The organism is Kitasatospora sp. NPDC048194, from assembly GCF_043202455.1.
Lineage (GTDB): Bacteria > Actinomycetota > Actinomycetes > Streptomycetales > Streptomycetaceae > Kitasatospora.
Genome location: NZ_JBIDAK010000074.1, coordinates 1 through 2,577, shown reverse-complemented (window position 1 = coordinate 2,577; position 2,577 = coordinate 1). Strand labels below are relative to the sequence as shown.

The following is a 2,577-nucleotide window of genomic DNA, read 5'->3' as shown; positions in this document are numbered from 1 at the left end:
AAGATCCTTGGCTGGAAGACCCCGGCCGAGGTCTTCGAGGAGCAGCTACGCTCACTACAACAGCCCGGTGTTGCAACGACCGGTTGAACTCGCCCAATACACGTCCATCAAGCTCACAACTCGCCTGCTCAAGGCGGAAATCGAGCCGAGTATGGGAAGCGTGGGCGACTCCTACGACAACGCCCTCGCGGAGAACTTCTGGAGCGTCCTGAAGACCGAGTGCGTGCGCCGCACGACCTTCGCGACCCGCACCGACGCCGACCTCGCCCTGTTCGCCTACATCGACGGCTTCTACAACAGCCGCCGCATCCAAAAGCGCCTCGGCTGGCTCAGCCCCGACGAATACGAGGCGAAGTACTACGCCAACCAGGCGACGGCCGAACCAGTGACCGTCGAACTGCCTGAACCCACCCTGACCAGGTAATCACCACCTCCCGCTCAACGGGGGAAGCTCAGTCCGAAGGTTGACCGACCAGGAGGGCCAGCAGTTACAGCGGATCGTGCGGCGGGGCAGTACGAACACCGTGCGCTACCGGCGGGCGATGATGCTGCTAGCCTCGGCCGGCGGCAACCGGGTACCGGTGATCGCCCAGCTGGTGCAGGCGGACGAGGACACGGTGCGTGACGTGATCCACCGGTTCAACGAGATCGGGCTGGCCTGCCTGGACCCTCGGTGGGCGGGAGGCCGTCCCCGCCTGCTCAGTCCTGACGACGAGGACTTCGTCATCAAGACGGCCACCACCCGACCCACCAAGCTCGGGCAGCCCTTCACCCGCTGGTCGATCCGCAAACTGCTCGCCTACCTCCGCAAGGTCCACGGGCGAGTGATCCGCATCGGCCGCGAGGCCCTGCGCTGCCTGCTCGCCCGACGCGGCGTCACCTTCCAGCACACCAAGACGTGGAAGGAGTCCACCGACCCCAACTACGACGCCAAACTCGACCGGATCGAGCACGTCCTGGAGCGCTTCCCCGACCGTACGTTCGCGTTCGACGAGTTCGGCCCGCTTGGCATCCGTCCCACCGCCGGCACATGCTGGGCTGAACAAGGCAGACCGAACCGGCTGCCAGCGACCTACCACCGCACCCACGGCGTCACGTACTTCCACGGCTGCTACTCGATCGGCGACGACACCCTCTGGGGCGTGAACAGGCGCCGCAAGGGCACCGCGAACACCCTGGCCGCACTGAAGTCGATCCGGGCCGCCCGCCCGGACGGCGCCCCGGTCTACGTGATCCTGGACAACCTCTCCGCCCACAACGGCAAGAAGATCCTCCGCTGGGCGAAGAACAACAACGTCCACCTCTGCTTCACACCGACCAGCGCGTCCTGGGCCAACCCGATCGAGGCTCACTTCGGACCCTTGCGGCAGTTCACCCTCGCGAACTCCAACCACCCGAACCACACGGTCCAGACCCGCGTCCTGCAGGCCTACCTGCGCTGGCGCAACGCCAACGCTCGCCACCCGGACGTCCTGGAGGCCCAGCGCCGCGAACGTGCCCGCATCCGAAGCGAGAAGGGGATGCGCTGGGGAGGCCGGGTCCTGGCAGCTGCAGCCTGAACCGCCCGCCATCCCCGGCAGCCACGCACTACGGTGGGGTGCATGTCCGAATTCTCGGTGAGGGACTTCTACGACGAACTGGCCGCTGACTACCACCTGATCTTCGCGGACTGGGACGCGAGCATCGCGCACCAGGCCCAGGTGCTGAGCGGGCTTGTCCGCCTGCGACTTGGGGCAGGGCCGCACAGAATCCTGGACTGTTCGTGCGGGATCGGAACTCAAGCGATCGGCCTGGCCCTGGGCGGGCACGAGGTCGTCGCCAGCGACCTGAGCCCCGTCGCCGCCGCACGCGCCGCTGCCGAGGTGGCCACCCGTGGCACCCAGATTCCGATAGCCGCTGCAGACATGCGTCGGCTGCCGTTCAAGTCGTCCACGTTCGACGTCGTGCTGTGCGCCGACAACTCGCTCCCGCACCTGCTCTCCGCGCAGGATCTCCGGATGGCGCTCATCAACATGCGACGGGTGCTCCGCAACGACGGACTATTGATGATCACTCTCCGGGCTTACGACGACGTCCGCCAGACCAAACCCACGGCGACACCTCCACAGATCTCGAAAACCCCCTACGGTCAGGTGATCACCTTTCAACTGTGGCACTGGCATGAAGACGGCGAGCGCTACGACCTGGAGCACTTCCAGCTCATCCCCATGCAGAACACCTGGAACGTTCGAGTCCGCCGCACCACCTACTGGGCACTGACCCGCCCACAATTGACAGCGTTCGTGGCTGACGCCGGCTTCACCAACATCACCTGGCACACCCCCGCCTCAAGCGGGTACTACCAACCCGTGCTTACCGCACAATGTGCCCCGTCCATGCGGTAGCCCAGACAGCGCTCGTACTGATTCGCAGGCTGCCCACGGCAACCCGGTGAACCTTCGCGGTCACAGCACTAGTGCCACATCAGGCAACGTTCGCCCTGGTGACGACTTCGCGTAGGCGCTGGTCGGCGGCGTGGTTGTTCCGCCAGATGATGTAGCGGCGGATCATGCTGCCCTGTTCCTTGTGACTGGCGTG

General features: G+C 65.7%; 3 protein-coding genes. All 3 read left to right on the top strand.

Features of this window, described 5'->3' with window-relative positions; translation table 11 throughout:
• Positions 1–67 precede the first annotated feature (67 nt).
• The 3 genes from ACGF07_RS35585 (at position 68) to ACGF07_RS35575 (ending at position 2,384) form a co-directional block, all read left to right on the top strand.
• Entirely contained in the window at positions 68–424 is a 357-nt protein-coding gene (locus ACGF07_RS35585; RefSeq protein WP_392905827.1) for a transposase, read from the top strand.
• A 118-nt stretch (positions 425–542) separates the two neighbouring features.
• Complete coding sequence (locus ACGF07_RS35580; RefSeq protein WP_392905825.1) at positions 543–1,559, top strand: IS630 family transposase; 1,017 nt, start codon at positions 543–545, stop codon at positions 1,557–1,559.
• Positions 1,560–1,601: 42 nt separating this feature from the next.
• Positions 1,602–2,384 (top strand): class I SAM-dependent methyltransferase, encoded by a 783-nt coding sequence (locus ACGF07_RS35575; protein WP_392905822.1) that lies wholly within the window; start codon positions 1,602–1,604, stop codon positions 2,382–2,384.
• The last annotated feature ends 193 nt before the right edge of the window (positions 2,385–2,577 follow it).